This window comes from Algoriphagus pacificus (assembly GCF_017254845.1).
Classification (GTDB): domain Bacteria; phylum Bacteroidota; class Bacteroidia; order Cytophagales; family Cyclobacteriaceae; genus Algoriphagus; species Algoriphagus pacificus.
Window position 1 is genome coordinate 1 of sequence record NZ_JAFKCU010000001.1, and the last position, 18,496, is coordinate 18,496.

15 protein-coding genes are annotated in these 18,496 nt (G+C 38.6%); 3 read left to right on the top strand and 12 right to left on the bottom strand.

The genetic code is table 11. The features are described 5' to 3' along the window. Positions 1–383: 383 nt before the first annotated feature. Genes J0A69_RS00005 through rpmH form a run of 5 tightly spaced genes read right to left on the bottom strand, consistent with a single transcriptional unit; the run spans position 384 to position 3,839 of the window. Entirely contained in the window at positions 384–893 is a 510-nt protein-coding gene (locus J0A69_RS00005; RefSeq protein WP_206584473.1) for a DUF2480 family protein, read from the bottom strand. Further along, the gene (gene tsaB, locus J0A69_RS00010) at positions 890–1,582 is read right to left on the bottom strand and encodes a tRNA (adenosine(37)-N6)-threonylcarbamoyltransferase complex dimerization subunit type 1 TsaB (protein ID WP_206584474.1); all 693 of its coding nucleotides are present in this window, start codon (positions 1,580–1,582) and stop codon (positions 890–892) included. The genes J0A69_RS00005 and tsaB overlap by 4 nt, the downstream gene beginning before the upstream one ends. A 1-nt stretch (position 1,583) precedes the next feature. After that, a complete protein-coding gene (locus J0A69_RS00015) occupies positions 1,584–3,245 on the bottom strand; it encodes a S41 family peptidase (protein ID WP_206584475.1) in 1,662 nt (553 codons plus the stop codon). Next, positions 3,238–3,630, bottom strand: coding sequence for a ribonuclease P protein component (gene rnpA / locus J0A69_RS00020; protein WP_206584476.1), 393 nt, complete (start codon positions 3,628–3,630; stop codon positions 3,238–3,240). The genes J0A69_RS00015 and rnpA overlap by 8 nt, the downstream gene beginning before the upstream one ends. 50 nt (positions 3,631–3,680) lie before the next feature. Further along, positions 3,681–3,839, bottom strand: a complete 159-nt coding sequence (gene rpmH / locus J0A69_RS00025; RefSeq protein ID WP_206584477.1) for a 50S ribosomal protein L34 — start codon at positions 3,837–3,839, stop codon at positions 3,681–3,683. Between the two features lie 137 nt (positions 3,840–3,976). Here rpmH and J0A69_RS00030 point away from each other — a divergent pair, with 137 nt between their 5' ends. Then, on the top strand, positions 3,977–5,620 hold the full coding sequence (locus J0A69_RS00030) for a M61 family metallopeptidase (protein WP_206584478.1): 1,644 nt from the start codon (positions 3,977–3,979) through the stop codon (positions 5,618–5,620). A 23-nt stretch (positions 5,621–5,643) separates the two neighbouring features. On the opposite strand, the gene J0A69_RS00035 is transcribed toward J0A69_RS00030, so the two are convergent. The 6 genes from J0A69_RS00035 to rimO form a co-directional block, all read right to left on the bottom strand. Beyond that, positions 5,644–7,689, bottom strand: coding sequence for a M16 family metallopeptidase (locus tag J0A69_RS00035; protein WP_206584479.1), 2,046 nt, complete (start codon positions 7,687–7,689; stop codon positions 5,644–5,646). A 27-nt stretch (positions 7,690–7,716) separates the two neighbouring features. Further along, the gene (locus J0A69_RS00040; protein WP_206584480.1) at positions 7,717–9,045 is read right to left on the bottom strand and encodes a M16 family metallopeptidase; all 1,329 of its coding nucleotides are present in this window, start codon (positions 9,043–9,045) and stop codon (positions 7,717–7,719) included. Positions 9,046–9,267: 222 nt separating this feature from the next. Next, complete coding sequence (locus tag J0A69_RS00045; protein WP_206584481.1) at positions 9,268–10,263, bottom strand: adenosine kinase; 996 nt, start codon at positions 10,261–10,263, stop codon at positions 9,268–9,270. A gap of 185 nt (positions 10,264–10,448) precedes the next feature. After that, on the bottom strand, positions 10,449–11,612 hold the full coding sequence (locus J0A69_RS00050) for a hypothetical protein (RefSeq protein WP_206584482.1): 1,164 nt from the start codon (positions 11,610–11,612) through the stop codon (positions 10,449–10,451). A gap of 228 nt (positions 11,613–11,840) precedes the next feature. After that, positions 11,841–13,091, bottom strand: coding sequence for a toxin-antitoxin system YwqK family antitoxin (locus J0A69_RS00055; protein WP_206584483.1), 1,251 nt, complete (start codon positions 13,089–13,091; stop codon positions 11,841–11,843). Positions 13,092–13,298: 207 nt separating this feature from the next. After that, on the bottom strand, positions 13,299–14,612 hold the full coding sequence (gene rimO, locus J0A69_RS00060) for a 30S ribosomal protein S12 methylthiotransferase RimO (RefSeq protein WP_206584484.1): 1,314 nt from the start codon (positions 14,610–14,612) through the stop codon (positions 13,299–13,301). A gap of 122 nt (positions 14,613–14,734) precedes the next feature. Here rimO and J0A69_RS00065 point away from each other — a divergent pair, with 122 nt between their 5' ends. After that, positions 14,735–14,890 (top strand): GxxExxY protein, encoded by a 156-nt coding sequence (locus J0A69_RS00065; RefSeq protein WP_206585760.1) that lies wholly within the window; start codon positions 14,735–14,737, stop codon positions 14,888–14,890. Positions 14,891–14,959: 69 nt separating this feature from the next. Here J0A69_RS00065 and J0A69_RS00070 read toward each other — a convergent pair whose 3' ends face one another. Beyond that, positions 14,960–15,994, bottom strand: a complete 1,035-nt coding sequence (locus J0A69_RS00070) for a hypothetical protein (RefSeq protein WP_236032557.1) — start codon at positions 15,992–15,994, stop codon at positions 14,960–14,962. Between the two features lie 429 nt (positions 15,995–16,423). Here J0A69_RS00070 and J0A69_RS00075 point away from each other — a divergent pair, with 429 nt between their 5' ends. After that, positions 16,424–18,433: an alpha-ketoacid dehydrogenase subunit alpha/beta gene (locus J0A69_RS00075; protein ID WP_206584486.1), complete on the top strand. Its 2,010-nt coding sequence runs from the start codon at positions 16,424–16,426 to the stop codon at positions 18,431–18,433. Positions 18,434–18,496 lie beyond the last annotated feature (63 nt).

An 18,496-nucleotide genomic window follows, 5' to 3' on the forward strand; every position in this document is an offset into this window, starting at 1 on the left:
ACTCTCCATTGTAAGTTATCTATTTTATACACTGTCTATAAAACCGCCTCTTCGGCAAATCCCATAAACCTTCCCTCGTCTTTCTCAGGTTATTATTTTTTTCGCCTTACATCACTTCAAAGAACTTTTTCTTAGGCTTTCCTAAGAGTTGTCGAGGACTGTTTCCCCGAAAGCGAGTGCAAATATCGGGATTTAATTTTTGTTTCAAAACTCAAATCGAAAAAAAATCAAATTTTATTTTTCTCCCTTTACACTCTATTTCAAATTCGTCTGAGTCTTTTCTCAAATGGGAGTGCAAACATAGGGCTGTTTTGCTAAATTCACAAGCTTTCACCCTGACAAAATCACAAACTTTTTGCTGATTTTTTACAGCTATTTAAAAATCAGGACTTTGATTTTTTAAACAAGGGCACAGTACTGCAAGGTTCTCCATACATAATCGATTTTGCCCTGCTTTGAACCAAGGAAACTATCCGCCCGTAAGCAAAAAGTGGAATAGGAAAATCTGCACATCCTTTTACAATTACCGGCCTATCTTGGAAAGAATTCAAGTCCAATTTGCTCAAACACTCTTCAGCAATCATAACTTCTAACGTTTCCAAGCTCCCAACTGCATATCCCTTGGCTACCCCTGTAAGGTAAGTTGACACAAGCATGAAAGCCCAGTTTGGAACTATGGCATCAGCAGAACATAGAATTGCCACCCATTTATTTTCATAAATACTCCAATCTATTTCTTTCAAAGCCGAACGGAAATCTTTTTCCCGTAAAACCAAACCCTGAAATAGAAATGGCTCCAAATCAAACACCACTCTTTCTTCTTTAGGATAAATTTCCTCTAGATCTAAAGAAATTATGGCACTTTGGGCTACTCTATTAACTATCTCACTCATGACAACAACAATGGGTTTTTCTTTGATTTGAGAACTTTAAACTCTTTTAGATAATTAGGAGTGAAATAAGCAAGATCTTCAAATTCACTTTTTTGATATTTCAACCAAGCAATTTCTCCTACCTCCACTGCGGAAATACTTTTTTCTATAAAAACAGCATTCTTATTAGAAATGATTTCTCTCACTTTATCTACTGCATCTCCGATAAAATAAACCTTCCCTCTGTCCAAAAACTCCGAGTAGGAAAGTTCGTTGATTTCTTCAGCTTCCAGAAACTTGATTGAATTCTGGTCCTTATCGAAAATCTCCCTGTAGACTTCCATCCTTCTCGCATCAAGCATGGAGACGATTACAGCATCATTTTCTAATTCAGCGCCGACACCTCTGGCCTGTGCGGCTAAAGTACTGACACCTAACAAAGGTATTCCGAAAGCAAAAGCAAGTCCTTTGGCTGTCGATACACCAATTCTGAGTCCAGTATAAGAACCCGGCCCTTCTGAAACTGCGATCGCTCCTAATTGGGATGTTTCAAGATTTGAATCTTTAAGCAAGTCCTCAATTAACCCAATTAATTGCTCTGAATGAGCACCAGGCTGATCTATTTCTTTTACTCCTAGCAAAACCCCATTTTGATGAAGTGCTACCGAGCAAACTGGCGTGGAAGTCTCAAGCGATAATATTAAAGCCATTTTATTTTGAAGAGGCAGTAAGTGTTTGCTCCAGTTTATTTGGCACTGAAAGAAAATCAATAGCTGCTTTGACAGCTGGATCCTCCACTAAACCCGCTTCGATCATTCCTTCTTGGAAATAGTATCTTGAAACGATTTCTTCGGAAAGGATTTTTCGAATTTCCTTCTGGTTAGTTATTAAGTCCTGCTCTTTACTATGATTGACTTTTTTCTTTATTTCCTCAATCTGACTTTTGATATCATCGTAATACTCCTCTTTCTCGGCATACTTGGTCAGATCATTCACTGATTTCTCCAAATATGTAGTATAGTCGTATTCTTTCCCTTCAAGCCAACTTACAAACTCCTTGTATTCTTCATCAGAAATGGCAAAGTGAGAAGGATCTGTAATGGTTGGATGAGAATATGCATACGCTGTCGCAAAATCAAAAATATGATTTCTAGCAACCAGACTATACGAAATCGGAGCATACGTAACTGTCGCAACCAATTCATCCGGTTCAATTCCTGCACCATCCAGTACCACTCTACCGTTTTTGGTTTTGAACTCTTTTCGTAGTGAATCAGGTACAGTTGTCAATTCGCCATTTTCTCTTGTTTGAGTATAATCAATCGCCTGAATACATCTTCCACTTGGAATGTAGTATTTGGCTGTAGTGATTTTCATCTGCGCATTGTAAGTCAAAGGAATCGTAGTCTGAACCAGACCTTTTCCAAATGATTTTCTTCCTATAAGCACAGCTCTATCATAATCCTGAAGTGCTCCTGCTACAATCTCAGAAGCTGAGGCAGAATTTTCATTGATCAAAACCACCAATGGAATATCCTTATCTAAAGGAGTCTTCGTGGTTTTATAGGTATAATTGACATTTTCGAGTTTTCCGATAGTCTTTACAATGTCTTTGCCCTTTGGAATAAATAAGTTGACAATTTCTGCTGCCTCGTTTACTAAGCCTCCCGGATTATCTCTCAAATCTAAAATCAGACGATCTACCCCTTGCCCTTTGAGATCCAGAAAAGCATTTCTGACTTCATTCGAAGCATTCGTGGTAAAATCACTTAGTTTGATATAACCAGTATGGCTATCTACTTTTCCATAATAAGGAACATTCTTAATGACAATTTTTCTTCGAGTCAAATTAAAGTCCAGCGTATCTTCTCCTCTTTTCACCTGAATAAACACCTCAGTATTTGCCGGCCCTTTTAATAAAGAAGAAACATCAGAGGTAGCTTTATCAACTACAGAAACTGTGTCAACTTTCAGCAATTGATCTGCAATCTTTAAACCTGCCGATTGTGCTGGAAATCCAGTATAGGGCATGATGATGATATTTCCTTCTCCCCTATTTCCGATCAAAGCACCAACTCCACCATATTCTCCAGTGGTCATTACTCTAAAATCAGCAGATTCTTCTTCCGGTATATAGGTAGTATAAGGATCTAATTCTTCAAGCATGGCATTGATGCCAATTGTGACCAATTCATCTGGATCTATTTCATCCACATAATAGGAATCTAGCTCCCTAACCAAGGTGGCAAAAATGTCAATGTTCTTTGCCAAGGCAAAGAGCTTGTCATTCTTTACTTTGAAAGCAAAAAATCCAGAGAGGACAATTGCTCCAAGTCCAAAAATGAGGAGATATCTTTTCAATGATTTATTCATTTCCTATAGTATTTGAATTGAGCACTTTTAATATACGCTGAAGTGCAAGGATAATTTTAGCTTGAATTTCTTGAAATTCCATGCCTACTGGGCCAACATAAATCAAACCCAATACCAATGAAGGATTTTCAAGTTCAGTGAGTAGGCCTTTATTAAGCCGATAGGCCTCTTTCATCCTTCTTTTGATGAAGTTACGATCTACAGCTTTCTTGATTTTCTTCTTCGAAACGGAGAAAAGTACCTTGGGGGTTCCATCACCACCCTCCTTTTTAACAAAAAATTGGATCTTGAACGGGAATAAAAAAAAAGAGGAACCTTCGTTAAAAAGTTCCTTGATCTCTTTTTCGGCGTGAAGCCGCTCACTTTTTGGAAGTTTATAATTCATCGCAAGGAGTATAACCGTATGTGAACATACGAAAACTACCTTAAAGAATTTTACTTCTTCAATGTCTTTTCAGATGACACAGTTAATTTGTGTCTTCCTTTTGCTCTTCTGGTTTTCAATACTCTTCTACCGTTAGCAGAAGACATTCTTTCTCTAAAACCGTGCTTATTTTTTCTTTTTCTGCGAGAAGGCTGGAATGTTCTTTTCATGATCGAATATCTTTATCTTTTTTGCTTCCTTGACTTCCTCTATGAGGAATAGGCCTCAAAAAGGACTGCAAAGATAAGTAGCATTTTCTTAAATACAAACCTACCTTATACATTTGTTGGACACATACTCGATATCCATGTACAAATATACTATTAGCTGCCCAAATCCAACCTCTCAATTTTTACATCTTGAATTGGAGCTCACTGCTCATGAGAGTGGTGAAATCGCTTTGCAACTGCCTGCATGGCGCGCAGGCCGCTATCAATTAGCTAATTACGCACAATACATACGGGGATTTCAGGTTGTTTCGAGTGATGAAAAAAATATTTCTTTCACTAAAAAAAGTAAAGATTGTTGGACTTTCCTTGGTGCCAAAAATGAAAAATATCTAGTGAAATATGATTTTTTCTGCGCAAGAATGGATGCAGGAGGAGCCTGGATTGATGAGGATCAAGTCTATATAAATTTTGTCAATTGTTGTTTTGAGATAAAAGGACAGGAAACTGAGCCGATCGAATTATCCTTCAACTTACCTGGTTTCGCATCACATGTATGTACTATTCCGGCTAACCAAGAGGGAACACGAATCGCAAGAGACTTTCAAATGCTGGCCGACTCCACACTTTTGGCCACTAATGAAGTAACACACTGGACATACCAGGCAAAGGAGACACTATTTCATATTTGGATCAAAGGGGAAGTGCATTTTGACCAAGTAACTTTCCTGAAAAACTTCCAAAAGTTTACTGAAACTCAAATCAGAGACTTTGGGGAATTTCCAGAGGAAGAATACCATTTCATTTTCCAACTCTTACCCTATAGACATTACCACGGTGTGGAGCATCAAAAAGGGACGGTGATAACATTCGGTCCAGCTGCAAGCCTTTCAGAACCTTCTCAAATGGAGGATCTTTTAGGAGTGAGCTCACACGAACTTTACCATGCTTGGAATGTCTGTAGAATTAGACCTGAAGAACTTTTACCATATGATTTTTCAAAAGAAACTTATTCCCAAGCAGGTTGGATTCTGGAAGGAATTACCACCTATATGGGGGATTTGTATTTACTCAAATCTGGTGTTTATTCCCTAGAGATCTTTTTGAAACAAATTGAAACTACACTTCAGAAAGAGATCCAGAATGAAGGTTGGAAAAACCAGAGTATTATAGAGTCAAGCTATGATTTGTGGCTGGATGGATACCAAGCAGGCATTCCAGATAGAAAAGTCAATATTTACTCTCATGGTAGCATTATTTGTTTTTGCCTAGACATCATGTTATTGGAAAACGGAAGTAGCTTCCCTGAAGTGATGCGAGCTGCTTGGGAAAAGTTTGGGAAACCAAAAATTGGTTATTCCCAAGAAAGTTTCTGGAAGCTGATTTTGGATCATACTCCAGAAAAATCAAAGTTTCAGAATTTTTACGATCGATTTATTTCAGGAAAAGAGGACTTGCTTTCTTACCTTTTTTTTGAAAAAATAGAATTGTTGGGAATTAAAGTTAATCAAACGCCAAACCCAGATCCGCTAGCAGCTAATTTGGGGATTCTTTCTTCTGAAGATAGGATAACTAAAATCCATCCTTCCTCTCCTGTCTATTCAGATCTAATGCCTGGGGATGAAATCAAATTTGAAATGGAAACAAATTCCATCCACATTGCGGCTAAAAGAATCAATGGAAACTATTTTCATTTTTCCTATGAAAGCATGGGGGATTTTTACCCTTCTCTTTCACTTGAGGCAGTAAGCACAAATGATTTGCAAAGAAAATGGTTAAAATAAAAGGGGCAAAAGCCCCTTTTATTTTAAAAATCTGATTCAGTTAAAGTTGGATTGATTTCCAATGAACTGACTTTGGCTTCCAAAGGAACAGGGATCATTGGAGATTTAATCGTCCAGGTCATAGGAATTAAAACTCCTGATTTTTCCTGGTAATCACTGTAATAAGTGTCTCCAGCTTTCTCATTTTCATTCTTGATTTTGAGACCTGAATCCACAGCATAGTAATTGGTTACTTTCGCGCCAGAAGGATTTGAAATAATTACTTTATAAGCTGGAGTTCCGTCTACATCTTTGATTCCATCCAAAGCAAGTGAATATCCCATAGCTGTATAATGTGCTTCAGGGATAAAGAATGCACTCATTTTTGCTTCTTCCAACTGCTCGTCATTCATTTCTATGGTCTGTCCGCCGGCAGAAGTAACTCCTTTGCCATCCATAATAGTAGAGCTCTGCATCACATTACCCATCATTTTGGTCTTCTGTCCAAAACGCATATTGGCATCATCAAAATTCAATTCAATTTCTAGTGCATTTCCCATCACATCTGCTTTCATGACAACTTTTGCAGTCTTGATTGCTTGGGCTGCAGCTTCACCACCGATTGCTCCAAGGTAATTATCAATGACTTTTTCAGCAGTCATGCTGGCATCGGTCATTTCGATTTCTTTGGCAGGGTTGCCCATGTTGTCATACATGCGAACCTCTCCAAATTGAGCTAGTTTATCTTTGATTTCAGAACCATTCCCAACTGCCGTGATGTACATTTTATCTGGCTGAATCAAGTCAGCAGCAGTCTTATTGATGTCTTCAACGGTAAAAGAATTCAATTTCTGAAGGTAAGTAGCATAGTAATCTTTAGGCAGATTATATCGCTCTGTATTCAAGGCAAAGTTGGCAATCGTTGCAGGGCTTTCCAGAGACCTACCGAACGAGCCAGTCAAATTTGACTTAGCCATCGCCAATTCCTCTTCTGTCACACCACCTTTGACTAATCTATCCAGCTCATAAATAAACTGAACAACTGCTGAATCTGTCACTTCGGTACGAACTGAAGCGTTGGCAGAAATCCTACCGATCAACTTATCCGGAGAGATGGAAGAATAAGCGCCATAAGTATAGCCTTTGTCTTCTCTCAAGTTCATGAACAATCTGGAAGAGGATCCTCCACCTAAGATCTGGTTCACCAAACGGCTGGAGATGTAATCTTCATCCCCAACTTGAAGTTCAACTGGCTGAACGATGTTAATTATTGTCTGAACAGATGAGCTTCTATCTACTAGGCCAACTATATCAGACTCTGGTCTTTTTGGCTTTTCGTAAGTGAAAGTCGGCACATCACCAGGCTTCCAAGATGCGAAATATTTTTTGACAACTTTTTCAGCCTCTGCCTTATCCATGTCACCAACAATTGCCAAATAAGCGATATTTGGCTTGAAGAAGGTCTCGTAATATTTCTTTACATCTTCTACGGTGATGTTATTGATAGTCTCTTCTGTAGCAACTTCACCATAAGGATGATCTTTTCCATAAACCATCATTCCTGTCAAGCGGGAAGAAATTGCATTTGGATTGTCTTTACTTTGAGCCAGACCAGTTAAGGTTTGTTTTTTCAACTTGTCCATTTCTTCCTGAGGAAAAACAGGATTGTAAAGAACATCTGCCATCAATTCAAGAACCTTATTCTGATGCTTTTTCAGAGAAGAAGCAAACATGGATGTTGAGCTGGCAGAAAGCGATGCTCCGATAAAATCAATTTCTTGATCTAATTGATCTTTGGTTCTAGTAGTCGTACCAGCAGTCATCATTTCTCCTACAAAGCCTGTCAAACCAGCTTTGTCTCCTTCCAACAAAGGATCTCTTTCCAAAACGAGGGTAAATGAAACTCGTGGGAGTTTGTCATTTTTTACCACAAAAACCTTCAGCCCATTATCCAAAGTAAAGGTTTCTGCTTCACCGATTTTGATTTCAGGAGCCGGTCCTGATTTTGGGAATTGGCTTCGATCGACCTGAGCAAAACTCACGAATGCGACCAGGAAGCTTAAAACAAAAGATATCGTTATTTTTTTCATTTCTTTTCTAAGATTAAGTTGAAAGAATTACTGAGCTGGTTGCTGAGCTTTAGGCAAATAGTAAAGTACTACCCGACCATTTAAATCAAGATATTCTTTAGCTACTCGCTGAATATCTGCCCTAGTCACTTTGCTGTAAGCTTCCATCACCTGATTGATGTAATTGGTATTTCCATAAATCACATGTGCTTCAGCAAGATTTTCTGCTATACCGTCCATGGAGGAATTTCCACTTACGATATTGTTTTCCATGATATTTTTCAATTTCTGGAAATCCTGCTCAGAGATACCTTCATCCTGAACTTGCTTGATCAACTTATCAATTTCAGTTTCCAGATCTTTTGGCTCCACTCCCATGTTGGCGATACTATACGTGATGAAGATTCCACCATCTTCTAGTTCCAATGGAATAGCAGCCACTGCCAAAGCTTTTTGCTGCTTGTCTACCAATTCTTTGGTCATCAAAGAAGAAGCACCACCTGTCAGATAGGTAGAAAGCAAAGACAAAGCATAAGAGTCTGGATGATTTTTTGGAGGAAGATTGTAAGCCTGAATCACCGCAGGAATCTGGATATTATCATAAATGATATCTCTGATTTCTTCTGTCTTTTTCGGTTCGGTCACATTTGGTCTATAAATCTCTTTGGTTCCTTTTGGAATCTCAGAGAAATATTTTCTGACCCATTCCTCAGTTTGCTCATAGTCAATGTCCCCTGCTATTGTCAAAGTAGCATTATTTGGAACATAGAAATCCTTATAAAACTGCTGAAACTCTTCGATTGAAGCTGCATTCAAATGATCCATGGAGCCAATTGGTGCCCACTGATAGGGATGCTTTGAATAAGCTCTCACCAAAGTTTCTGGCAAAATCGTCCCATAAGGTTGGTTTTCGTAGCGTTGTCTTCTTTCTTCTTTTACTACTTCTCTTTGAGTTTCAACACCTGTCTCATCGACTTTGGAATGAAGCATACGCTCACTTTCCATATAAAGCGCCAATTCCAATTCATTGGAAGGCAAGGATTCATAGTAATAAGTAATGTCATTGGATGTGTAGGCATTTAATGTTCCTCCACGTCCTTGGATGATATTCATGTATTGCCCTCTCTCGATATTTTCTGAACCTTCAAACATTAAGTGTTCAAAAAAGTGGGCAAATCCAGTTCTTTCAGGATTTTCATTTTTGGATCCAACGTGGTACAAAACCGAAGTCACTACTATCGGAGTACTTGGGTCCTGATGCATGATCACGTGTAATCCGTTGTCTAAATCAAATTCTTTGAATTCGATTTTCTTTTGGGCAATTGCGGGCATGCTAAGCATTCCGGCTACTAAGCCTAAAACGGTAATTTTTTTCATATTGAAAAGATTGGGTTTTAATTCTACGTTTAATAACAATCGTATTTTGCTCTTAAAGGTTTGAAATGTTCATATTTGAACAATAAAAGAGACTTTTTTTAGTTGAGGGACTCAATTTAAAATTTTCCTCCTAAAAAAGTAATATCTATCCGAATTCCTCTTGTCCTTCATGTTAAAGAACATCAAAAAATCCGGGCCTAATTAAAAGACCCGGATTGTAATTTATGGTTTTAACCTTGCTAAAATATCTTTCGCCTGATGCCATTCAAGCCTTGGGCCGAATTGGCTGACAATTTTTGAACTTGCCATAGAGGCTAATTTTCCGCTGGAGGCATAACTATGTCCATTGGTAATTCCATACATAAATGCTCCAGCAAACATATCTCCAGCACCATTTGTGTCAATCGCCGTGGTAGCATATGGTTCGATATCAATAAAGGTATCTCCATCAAAAATCATCGCGCCATTTTTTCCTTGAGTGATCACAAAATGCTTCGCCACTTTCTTCAGTTCTTCTCTTGCTTCCAACAGATTATCTTTTCCGGTGAAAATCATTGCCTCTTCCTCATTTGCGAAAAGTAAATCCACACTTGCCCCGATTACTTCAGTCATTGGTTCTTTGAAATATTTGACCATCGCTGGATCTGAAAACGTTATAGCAACCTTTACCCCGTTTTCTTCTGCAATTCGCTTGGCATGCTTCATCGCTTGCTTTCCATTCTCTGAAGTGATCAAATATCCTTCGATATACAAGTATTTAGAATCCTTGATCGCTGCTTCATTTACATCTTCATTGGAATAGGTTTGGGTGATTCCTAAAAAAGTATTCATGGTTCTTTCTGCATCCTCAGTTACCATGACGAGACATTTGCCTGTAATTCCTTCAGCTAAATTGTTTTCATTTAGATTATGGCTTACTCCGGCATTTTTCATGTCAGACATGTAAAAATGGCCAAGTTCATCATTGGCAACTTTGCAGGAATAGTAACTCTTTCCCCCAAATTGGCTTATTGCAATCACCGTATTTCCAGCAGAACCACCGCATTGCTTTTTGGCTTGTTCTGTATCGATTACTTTCATCAATGCATTTTGTCTCTCTTCATCTACGAGAGTCATCAGGCCTTTTTCCACTCCGTTATCCGTGAAAAACTGATCTTTCACTTTAAACTCTATATCTACCAAGGCATTACCGATACCTGTTACGTCGTACTTTTTCATTTTTTATTCTGTATTGGAAATTATTCTGTATTGGAAAATTTTAAAATTGAAATATTGGAAAATCGATTTCAGTGGTTGTCGACACTTCAACATTCAGCATTCTTAATTCGAGATTTTAGAATTAGAAAATTAAGCTAACCACTACCATCAATCTCGTACCCCGATAGCTATCGGGGCGTACTTCGTCAATCAAATATCCTATGTCGTTCGAATGGTTTCTCCCGATCAAACAGATAGCGATAGGTATGATGCGTTTTGTAAATTTCTGCCAATAACTGCTCACAAACACGCATCATCTTTGGGTTGAAATCTCCTATCCAGTTCATTTCGATAGTTTTGTATGGAAAAGAAGATTTACCACTCATTTTGTCATAGGTGATGATCATGGCACTTTCCACGCCTTTTCCTTGATGTTCTGGCACCACTCCAAAAACTAAACCGAGCATTTTATTAGGTGGTGAAAAGGTCTTATACCAAAGAAACTTTAGCTTCCCGATTAAGTCCATTTTGCCATTTACATGCTTGAAGATCTGATTGATTTCTGGAATCTGAATAAAAAACGATACCGGTTCTCCTTTGTAAAAACCAAAGTAAATCAATCGCTCATCAATGATTGGCTTCATTTTCCCGAACATCAACTGGGCTTCCTTTAATGCCAGCGTTTTGCCCATATGTCTAGCCCAAGCTTTATTGTAAACCGTCATAAAGTATTCCGGAGCTTTTTCCTTAAGCTCTTTCCCTTTGATATAACGGAACTCGTAATCCGGATCGGCCATGATTTGATTGGCACGCTTGATCATCTTTTCGTCAAAACCCACGTTCTGAACAGGACGCATATAGGTAAACTGCTTGAAATAAAGCTTGAATCCGTAGTTCTCAAAAAACTCCTGGTAATAGCCAAAATTCCAAGGCATGTTGTAGTTCGGTTCGGAAAATCCGTCAACTAGTAATCCCCACCATTTGTCGCGCTCCCCGAAATTGATTGGCCCATCCATCGCTTCCATTCCTTCGCTTTCCAGCCAGGTCTTTGCCGTATCAAAAAGCAAAAATGCTGCTTCTTGATCCTTGATGCATTCGAAAAAGCCAAGTCCTCCTGTTGGCTGCTTTTCTTTCATTTTCGGATTTACAAAAGCGGCAACTCTTCCGATGGTCTCTCCTTTATCATTCTGCAAAAGCCAGCGCTTAGCTTTGGCTCCATTTCTAAAAAGCTTATTGGTTTCGGGATGAAAAAGTCCTTCGATATCAGCATCCAGCGGCCTAATCCAGTTTTTCTCATTTTTATAAAGCCTTACAGCCATCTCAATAAATTCCTTTTGATGGGCTGCAGTGGTTACTTCGATCAAATTCATGAGATTATTTTTTGTTCTTCAAATGCCTCATGGAATCCCGCAAGTGGCATACTCACCCCTGCGTCGGTCTTCAAATTAGTGCTCGATTTCATTCAGGGGATTTTAGGCTGCTAAAATAGGTAGATCAGTTGAAAGGGCAAAAAACCCTATCATTACTAAAAAGTTTCCAGTCTGATTAATTTAAATTCGAAGCGGGTTTGAAAATCCTTGAGTTTTAATTTGATCTAATCAATTATAATACTTCTGTATAAAGGGATTAAATTTTTGATAGGCAGATTCTAAGGAATCGTGATTTGCATCTCCAAATATTTTAGTTCTAGATGAGTTAGCATTTCTGAACCCAGCCTCAGATTTTGGCGCAGGTTTGAATTCCATTTGATCAATTAATTCTCCGTCAAAACTATAAAAATTCCAAGTGCCTATCTTTTCTGATCCTTCGATTCTTCCTGACGAAGAAAGCCGATCAGAATTTGGATAGTAATAGCTCCACCTGCCGGTTATTTCTCCTTTAGAAACCTTCCCTTTTGCAATTACAAAACCTTGTTCATCAAAAAAGGTCATTTGCCCATTTCCTTTTTTGACCAGATTAGGATCTTTCAGCCAATTACCTTGCTGTTGCGCAGTAACTGATATAAGCTTTCCTGCTTTGTAGTTTTCAGTTTGAATTTGTCTACCTGTCGCATCAGATACTATCCATTCTCCTTCTTTCAAGCCTTTTTGATAATTGCCTTTTCGGAAGTAATCTGGTATAATCTTCATTTGCTCCAACCAAGTCCCAGAAGGTAATCCCTCTATAAAACTACCTTGAAATTGTATTTTTCTATCGGCATCGTAGCTTTTCCATTCCCCAGTAGGAATTCCATTTTTGAAAGCTCCCTGTTCTTTTAACTCCCCATCTGGAAAATATGCTTCATACAATCCATCAATTTCACCTCCAGAATAAAAAATCTTAGTTATTAAAGTTCCCTCTGGAGTATAAAAAAAGGCTGGGCCATCTACTAACCCTTCAGAATATGAAGTTTTCGATTTTACCTGGCCTGATTCAAAATACTCAATCCATTCTCCTATTCTTTCTCCCGCAGCTAATTGTCCAGTGTATTTTATCTCTCCATTTTCATAGAATTCCTTAAAGTCATTTTCCAATTCTCCATTTTCAAAAATTGCCAGTATTTTAATCGAGCCACTTGGATAGTTTTCCTGAAAAATACCTTCAGGTAAGTCATCTGAAAAATTGATTACAAAAAGGGGAAATTCTTGATTAAATTCTTTTTCAAATAGCTGAGGATCAGCTGGGTCAAAAATCGATTCTTGAGTTTCTTGAGGGACTTTTTTGGAATAAACTTTCCATTCTCCTGATTTTTTTCCATCCTCGAGATTTCCTACTCCTATCAAATTGACGCTTCCAAAATAAAAATAAGAAGGGTTTTCCTCCGTAATCGAAAATAAGCTTAATGCGATTGAAAAAACTATGTTTAACATGGAGATCAGGTTTAAAAGAATTAAATCAAAAAAGTCTTTTCAGTATTTAAAATACTTAAAAAACATTAATCTACGGCATTTCTCATTGAAAGTTCCCTCCTCTTTAATCCCTTCAACTCAATTTGAAATACTTTCTAAAAGTCAAAAAACTACTTTTCAATCCATTTTTAGAAAAAAAATCCCACTTCCAAAGAAGCGGGACTCTTTCTATTCGACTACATCTCCATATAAATCAAATTCCGTTGCCTCGTTGATTTTCACATTTACAAAGTCACCAACTCTGCAGTAATATTTCGAAGCATCAATCAGCACTTCATTGTCCACTTCTACTGAATCGTATTCGGTTCGACCCACAAAATGGCCACCTTCTTTTTTGTCGATTAAAACTTTGAAAGTCTTCCCGATTTTCTCCTGATTCAATTCAAAAGAAATCTGCTCTTGAATCTCCATCAGGTTATTTGCACGCTCTTGCTTTACTTCCTGAGGGATCGAATCTTCCATAGAGAATGCGTGGGTATTTTCTTCATGAGAATAAGTGAAGACACCCAAGCGCTCAAATTTCATTCGTTCAACAAAGTCTACCATTTCCTGGTATTCTTTCTCTCCTTCTCCCGGATGACCTGCAATCAAGGTAGTTCGGATAGCAATGTCAGGAAGAATGTCTCTGATGCTATGTATCAAGTCTTCTTGTTTCTGACGAGTGGTGCCACGTCTCATTGCCTTCAACACATCCGTGGAACCATGCTGCAAAGGAATATCCAAGTAATTACAGATATTCTCACGCTCTTTCATCACTTCGATGACGTCCATCGGGAAACCAGTTGGATAGGCATAATGAAGCCGAATCCAATCCATACCATTTACGTCAGAGAGCCTACGCATCAACTCAGCAAGGTTTCGCTTTTTGTAAATATCCAATCCGTAATAGGTAGAATCCTGTGCGATCAAAAGCAATTCCTTTGTTCCACCTGCTGCTTTGTGCTCCGCCTCTTTCACCAATTCCTCAATCGGTCTGGAAATATGGCCTCCACGCATCAAAGGAATCGCGCAAAATGAACAAGGTCTATCACAACCTTCTGAAATCTTCATGTAGGCATAGTGAGAGGAATGTGTAAGCAGCCGCTCTCCTACCAATTCATGTTTGTAATCTGCTTTGAATTTCTTCAAAATCGCAGGCAAATCACGTGTCCCAAAAAATGCATCAACTTGAGGAATCTCCTTTTCCAAATCGTCCTTGTATCGCTGTGAAAGACAACCTGTCACATAGACTTTATCCACCAAACCCTGCTCTTTTGCATCAACATATTGCAAAATCGTATCGATCGATTCCTGCTTCGCATTGTCGATAAAACCACAGGTATTGATGATGACAATGTTATTATCATCCGAATTGGATTCATGGCTGGCATTGATTCCATTCCCTTTGAGCTGCGTCAATAACACCTCCGAATCTACCAGATTCTTGGAGCAGCCCATGGTGATAATATTTACTTTGTCTTTCTTTAGAGTTCTAGCTTTCACAGGATTCCTACATTTTGAGGCTGCAAAGGTAAGGAAAAGTAACTGGAATTTTTCTTTTACCGCAAAGTCGCAATGGACTCAAAGAAAAACGCAAAGTATATTTTCTCTGACAATGCAAAGTAATTAAAGAGCTTAAAGCTGTTGAAGAATTTTCAAATGTCCGCTTAGCTCAAATTCTAACCTATTTAAAGCTTTCTGAACTGAAACTTGGATTACTTCTAAACTTTAACGTAGCCAAAATGACTGAAGGAATAAAAAGAGTAGTGAACCGCCTATAATGAAATTTTAATAAAACTAGCCCTGCGGTTCTTCTCTGCGGCCTTAGCGTCTTTGCGGTGAAAAAACATTTAAAACCCAGTAATCTCTTTGAGCAACTTGAAAAATCCTTTTTTCCGATCTGAGTTGATGCCCCAATCCACGGGAACGCTCTGGTACCCTGACTCAAAACCCTCATCCTTCATGCGATAATCGAAAAAGCCCCAAGAAGCATAGGCAGCTGTAGCCGCAGTGAAATTATTCAGATCCTGATCGAAATTAAAGTGATCATCTTCATTGTAAACAATTGGCTGATCAGTATATCCTGGTACTTTTCTGGTCGCTTCAACTTGCGCAGTAATATTATTCGGATCTTTCACACCATTTCCATGGAGTAAAATAAAATCCGAGTATTTCACCACATTCTCTTTTGGAACAGCTCCTCCACCATAACTGGTACTTACCAATAAGCGTCTTCCATTTTTCTCTTTTGACTTGACCAAATTGATCAATTCATGAACTCGCTCTGGCTGTAAAATTTCATGATCATACCGCACATTGCATTCATTGTTCACTTCGATCAATACATTAGAATATCCTTTATTCAAGATCCAATCCACTGCATTTTCAACAGCTAGAATGACTGCTTTCTCATCTACAAATCGCTCATCCTGCCCAAAATAGAAAAAGCCAACAATAGGGACCATTCCCAACTCATCAGCCCGATCCAGAATTTTTTCTAGCCTCAAAAAGTAATCATCTCTTAAATCTCCTTGCTCTGTAAATGCTGAATTGATCCAAGGCTGACTCTGAGAATATCCGAAGGGACTTCCTCCTTGCAGATTAATGGTAAATGAAAGCAAGCCATGAGCCTTCCAATTGGGCATTTGAGAAACAAACTCATTGGTATTTCTATCTGCATCCCATGTTTTGGTATCAGGGTATTCCCAATTATGAACTGTTTCAGGATTAAGATCATCGAATACTCCTTGTACCATCCTTGAGTTCATCAGTAAGCCTTCGATTTTATTTCCCTTCCAAAATCGACCGGCGTAGGTTGGCTGCCCATTGATGAAAAACTGGTTTCCTCGAATTTCAACTTGGGTCTTTCGTTTTCCCTGGGCCATGGAATTAATTGAAAGACATATGCAAAAAAGAGCAAGAATATAGGTTAGCTGGGTTCTCATAGGTTTAAGATAACTCTTTTGGCTTAAGTGATAAATCAAATCACTCAATAAATATTTTTCGAAATGTTATCTAAAAACATTGAGTTTTCAACCTCAAATTCAATGAATTACTTAAAAAATACAGGAATCTTGGTTTCAATATTACCTCTAAATTACCTGCTTAACTTTTTGATAAAAGAACCTTAACGCAGCTTTTAGCAGTAGGCGAATTCCTATGCCTAATTTTGAAACATACAGCAAACACTTTTTAACTCCTTGCATTTATTTTTCAGCCCCGATTGATTTCGGGGCATTTTTTATGCATTTCAGTTCCAAGAAACTTTGGGGAGTTCTTAGCTTCCTTTACCTTAGATAGGAAATCTTTTTAGCATGGAAACAGCCACAAAAAATCAATCTCCTTTGGTTTTCGACCGAAAGAACCTTTCTGACAAAATACTTCTTGAGCTGTACGAATCTCTTCTTATGCCTCGGCGAATAGAGGAAAAAATGCTGATTCTCCTGCGTCAGGGAAAAATCTCGAAATGGTTCAGTGGCTGGGGACAAGAAGCAATTTCCATCGGAGCAGTAAATGCCTTGGAGGCGGATGAGTTTATCTTACCTATGCACCGGAATCTAGGGATTTTTACTGGAAGGAAAATGCCTTTGGAAAGACTTTTCTCTCAATTTCAGGGAAAACTCAATGGATTCACAAAAGGTAGAGATCGTTCTTTTCACTTTGGAAGTATCGAGCATCATGTGGTAGGAATGATCTCCCATTTAGGTCCACAATTGGCGATTGCGGATGGGATCGCTTTAGCAGACAAACTATCAAAAGAACAAAAAGTCACTCTGGTTTTTTCTGGTGATGGTGCAAGTTCAGAAGGAGATTTTCATGAAGGATTAAATGTGGCAGCTGTATGGAAGCTCCCTGTGATTTTTGTGGTCGAGCATAATGGCTATGGACTTTCTACGCCAAGTGAGGAGCAATTTGCTTTCAAAAACTTTACGGACAAAGGACCTGGATATGGCATGGAGGCTATTAGAATCCAAGGCAATAATGTATTGGAGGTTTATCAAACCATTTTGAAACTTGCCGAAGACATCCGTAAAAATCCACGTCCAGTCCTAGTTGAAGCTATAACTTTTCGCATGCGTGGACATGAAGAAGCCTCAGGAACCAAATATGTACCCAAGCAACTCATGGAGAATTGGAGCAAATTGGATCCAGTTGAGAATTATGAAAATTATCTCGAGGAAATCGGAGTCCTCGATGAAAAGACAAAGGAGAAAATCAATAAAAAGATAAAGAAGAAAATCAATGATGGTTTGGACATTGCATTTGCTGAGGATGCTATTTCCCCAAATCTCGAAAATGAGCTAGCAGATGTTTATGCCCCTTTCCAACAAAATGTGCATCCTCCCTCTGAAAATAGCAGCAAAGCAGAAAAGCGATTAGTTGATGCTATTTCTGATGGATTAAAACAATCCATGGAAAAATATCAAAATCTCATCCTTATGGGCCAGGATATCGGCGAGTATGGAGGAGTCTTTAAAATTACCGATGGATTCAAAAAGCAATTTGGTGCGGATCGTGTCAGAAATACTCCGCTTTGCGAAAGTGCTATTATCGGAGCCGGACTTGGGCTTTCTATCAAAGGCTTCAAAGCCATGGTCGAAATGCAGTTTGCAGACTTTGTTTCAGTGGGATTTAATCAAATCGTAAACAACCTTGCCAAGATCCATTATCGTTGGGGACAGCAGGCAGATGTGGTCATTCGGATGCCAACCGGTGCAGGAATGGCAGCTGGACCCTTTCATTCTCAATCCAACGAGGCTTGGTTTTTTCATACGCCTGGATTGAAAATTGTCTACCCTTCCAATCCATACGATGCCAAAGGCTTATTAAACGCTGCAATTGAAGATCCAAACCCTTACCTCTATTTTGAACATAAAGGAATGTACCGATCGATCAGTGCGGAGATTCCTGATGAATATTATACTGTTGAAATAGGAAAAGCAGCTTTAGTGAAAGAAGGAACTCAAGTATCGATTGTTACTTATGGAATGGGCGTCCACTGGGCTCAAAAAGCAGTTGAGGAATTCGGGATTTCGGCAGACATTCTGGATTTACGCACACTTTTACCTTGGGACAAGGAAGCCGTAAAGAAGACGGTCAAAAAAACGGGCAAGGTTATTTTCCTCCAAGAAGATTGCTTGACCGGGGGAATTGGAGCAGAAATCTGTGCTTGGATTTCAGAATTTTGTTTCCAGGATTTAGACGCTCCTGTGATGCGGGAAGGAAGCTTGGATACGCCAGTTCCATTTGCTCCTAACCTCGAAAAACAGTTTCTACCAGTTGATCGATTCAAAAGAAAATTGCAGGAACTGATCCAATTTTAAACTAGAATTTACAAGGATGACTTCTCAAATTCGTTGTAACAGAACATATTTATACCACTCAAA

Coding starts and splice junctions, on each gene's coding strand:
- J0A69_RS00005 (WP_206584473.1), bottom strand. CDS start 893: ATGAGTGAGATAGTTAATAGAGTAGCCCAAAGTGCCATAATTTCTTTA.
- tsaB (WP_206584474.1), bottom strand. CDS start 1,582: ATGGCTTTAATATTATCGCTTGAGACTTCCACGCCAGTTTGCTCGGTA.
- J0A69_RS00015 (WP_206584475.1), bottom strand. CDS start 3,245: ATGAATAAATCATTGAAAAGATATCTCCTCATTTTTGGACTTGGAGCA.
- rnpA (WP_206584476.1), bottom strand. CDS start 3,630: ATGAATTATAAACTTCCAAAAAGTGAGCGGCTTCACGCCGAAAAAGAG.
- rpmH (WP_206584477.1), bottom strand. CDS start 3,839: ATGAAAAGAACATTCCAGCCTTCTCGCAGAAAAAGAAAAAATAAGCAC.
- J0A69_RS00030 (WP_206584478.1), top strand. CDS start 3,977: ATGTACAAATATACTATTAGCTGCCCAAATCCAACCTCTCAATTTTTA.
- J0A69_RS00035 (WP_206584479.1), bottom strand. CDS start 7,689: ATGAAAAAAATAACGATATCTTTTGTTTTAAGCTTCCTGGTCGCATTC.
- J0A69_RS00040 (WP_206584480.1), bottom strand. CDS start 9,045: ATGAAAAAAATTACCGTTTTAGGCTTAGTAGCCGGAATGCTTAGCATG.
- J0A69_RS00045 (WP_206584481.1), bottom strand. CDS start 10,263: ATGAAAAAGTACGACGTAACAGGTATCGGTAATGCCTTGGTAGATATA.
- J0A69_RS00050 (WP_206584482.1), bottom strand. CDS start 11,612: ATGAATTTGATCGAAGTAACCACTGCAGCCCATCAAAAGGAATTTATT.
- J0A69_RS00055 (WP_206584483.1), bottom strand. CDS start 13,091: ATGTTAAACATAGTTTTTTCAATCGCATTAAGCTTATTTTCGATTACG.
- J0A69_RS00070 (WP_236032557.1), bottom strand. CDS start 15,994: ATGGCCCAGGGAAAACGAAAGACCCAAGTTGAAATTCGAGGAAACCAG.
- J0A69_RS00075 (WP_206584486.1), top strand. CDS start 16,424: ATGGAAACAGCCACAAAAAATCAATCTCCTTTGGTTTTCGACCGAAAG.